The 3,066-nt window shown below is 40.4% G+C and carries 1 protein-coding gene; it reads right to left on the bottom strand.

What is annotated here, in order from left to right; all coding sequences use genetic code 11:
* Positions 1-126: 126 nt before the first annotated feature.
* Complete coding sequence (locus tag RMY63_RS41440) at positions 127-2,751, bottom strand: CHAT domain-containing protein (RefSeq protein ID WP_322734233.1); 2,625 nt, start codon at positions 2,749-2,751, stop codon at positions 127-129.
* Between the last annotated feature and the right edge of the window lie 315 nt (positions 2,752-3,066).

Below are 3,066 nucleotides of genomic sequence, written 5' to 3'. Positions count from 1 at the left end.
TTGATTTTTAAGGGAGCTAGGTACACCTTTATTCCTTCTTCCCAGTCCCCAGTCCTCAGTCCCCAGTCCTTAGTCTCTACGAGTAATTCACCGAATCAAATCGGATTGCTATATAAGCCTATATTTCTATAACCAATTACCAACTATAACGTAGGGTGCCCAGTACATCGGACGGTTATATTCAGCAGTTTCAAGTAATTTTAATTGAGCAAAGTGTAAAGCTTCTGCCGTAGTTTTACCAGTCACTAACTGGCGGTAAAATTCCTCAATAAATAAAGCTGTAGAGTTATCACCAATTTGCCATAAGGAAGCTAAAGTACTCCGCGCACCAGCACGTAGGGCAACTCCTGCCAATCCCAATGCAGCTCGGTTATCTCCTGCTGCTGTTTCGCAAGCACTCAAAACAAGTAATTCCACTGGTTCTATTAGTTTTTGCTCTCTACTTTTAAGCAAACTATCTAGTTCACTCACATTGATGCGTCCATCAGCTGCTAGGATAAAAGTGTCTTTTGCTTTAGAGCTAAATTGCCCATGAGTTGCCAAGTGAACAACTTTAAAAGCTTGAGCGTTGATAGTTTTTGCTAAATTTGTACTGGTAAAATTTTTATCCAATAGTGTAGTTGTCGATACGCCTGATTCCTGAATTAATTTCAGTTCAACCTTAACGTTGGGAAGTGGTGCAAACTTTTCATTTTTGGGTGGTTGTGATAGTCCTCCAACCAAGGCATTTAATTTTTTGTGTGCTAAAGGTTGGGGAGTAAATAGTTGCAGACCGGGGCTAATAGCTATAGAGTATTTTTGCACTAAATACTCTTTGCCATCATACAATGCAGACATCGGTATATTTCGCAGCAACCCATCTGGAATAAAGACTAGAGTATTAACTTTACCATTTTTGAGGTCTGTTTCAACTGGTTTAATTAACCAGTTATAAAGCTGTTGAGAAACTGCTTGAAATTGCAGATTAGCATCAGGTTCGACTATTGTATCTCGGATTTTTGTAATAATTTGCTCTACTTGCTGACGTTTGACTTTAGAAGTTTTATGCATCAATGTTTGATTGGGAAGTTTAATAATAATTTCTAAATAATTATCTAGAATAATCGGGTATAAAATAGCAGTATTCGGGTTGTCGCGGTCTACTACTTTGTCCAACACCACAAATTGATTGCTCAAGCAAGCTTCTCGGAAAAAATTGTCGAGTTCTGCGACTTGCAAGGCTTCCATTCGCTGACGTGCTTTATCTAAATCTGGTTTTCCTTGTCCCTTCTCTTGTAAAATCAACTCTACAGACTGCCGATAAAGAGGTTCTATGCGATCACGAAAATTGAACTGCACGTCTCGATTAACTGCAACTAAATCGCTGCGAAGAGACTGAAGAGTTGTTACAGCAGCATCATAAGCAGATATGGCAGCTTCGATATTTCCCTGTGCTTTGAGTAAGCGTCCTAACTGCCACTCAAGGCGGTAAACTATATCTGAGGCATCAATTTTTTGAGCCAGAAATAACCCTTGCTGCGTCAAATCCTGTGCTTCTTGCAATTGTTGGTTCTGCTCGTAAACTTCTCCCAAGCTGCCCAGTGCATGGGATTCGGCACGTTCATCACCGATTATTTTGGCTTGCTGAACGCTAGTTGCCAGAATCTCTGCAATGTCTTTTCTGTTACCAATTGTGGTTAGAGTCTGAGCAAAATTGATCCGTGCATAAATACCAGCTTGATTGGTAGGCAGATTCGGGACTTGAGATTGGATTGTGGGTATTAATGACTTTGCTTGGGTGATGCGTTGGTTTTCGACCAGCAAACTCAGCTGATTAATCAGGGCTTGAACTTTGGCCAGAGGATTTGGTGCAATTTTGGCAGCGTTTTCATAATGAGCGATCGCATCTTTAATATTACCTAACGACCTAGCAGTATTACCGAGACTAAATTCCGTCAAACTAATTTCTAGAGCTAGTTGCAGACGTTGAGCGATTTCTAAGCTTTGTCGTAAGTTTGTCTGGGATGACTCTAGTTCGCCTAATTGTTGTAAAACATTACCAAGCGATCGCAAAGCTATTACTTTTACAATAGAGTCAGGTTGAGCTTGTAACTGTTTGGACACTTCCTCCAATATATCCAAGCTACGGCGGTAAAAACCATCAACTCGTAGGGCTTGTGCTTGGTTAATCCGGCTGCGCGTTACTCCAGCAGTATCACCTAATTTCTTCCAGATTTGCTCTGCTTGTTGTGATGTTTGAAAAGATGCATCAGTTTGTCCCTGTGCTAGTTGCAATTCCCCCTGAATATTTAGAGTTTGTGCCAGAATTTCTAACAATTCAGATTTTGGATTGTTGACATTTAACTTTTGATTTATCTCATCCCAGGCAAGTAAATTTAAGCTATTGTCAATAGTTACATAAGCTTCTTTCCACGAGCCGAGTTGCTGGTATACAAGAGAGAGGTTAGTCAGCGCTGCGGCTTGTGCAAGGTTATTGCTTTCTCGTTGATAGGTACGGACAGCTTGTTGTAAAATAATTACGGCTTCAGGAAAGCGCCCAGTTTGATAAAGTGCTTCTCCTTGTTCAAGAAGTTGCTGTGGTGTTGTGGCTGGGGGTTTATTGACTGGAATATGAAACCCGTTTGGTGAATTTATCTTTTGTTGTTTAGCAAATGTGCTAGGGATAATAGTCAGGAAAACAGCAAGAGTAAATAGGACTACGGGAGTTACCGCAAATCTAATTACTCGCTTTGCAAGTTGAAGTTTTTGCATATTTCATATCATATCCAGTAATATCCCCATAATAAAAACTTTGGTTAGTAGTGAGGACTAAAGTCCTCTCTACGAGACCCTATGTGAAAAAAATCAGGACTTCAGTCCTGACTACGAACATTTTTTACTCAGGTTGATTAACCGGACATGATATCATACTTCACTGAGATGCAGAACAGGAAGCAGGTGTTTGCCATCGTAGGGTGCGTTATGGATACGCCAAAATAACAAATGAGTACGCCGAAATAACAAATGGGTACGCCGAAATAACAAATGGGTACGCCGAAATAACAAATGGGTACGCCGAAATAACAA

Origin of the sequence: Nostoc sp. ChiQUE01b, assembly GCF_034531255.1 — a bacterium.
Taxonomy (GTDB): domain Bacteria; phylum Cyanobacteriota; class Cyanobacteriia; order Cyanobacteriales; family Nostocaceae; genus Nostoc.
The sequence above is the reverse complement of the archived record's forward strand: the minus strand, read 5'-3'. Positions and strand labels throughout refer to the sequence as shown.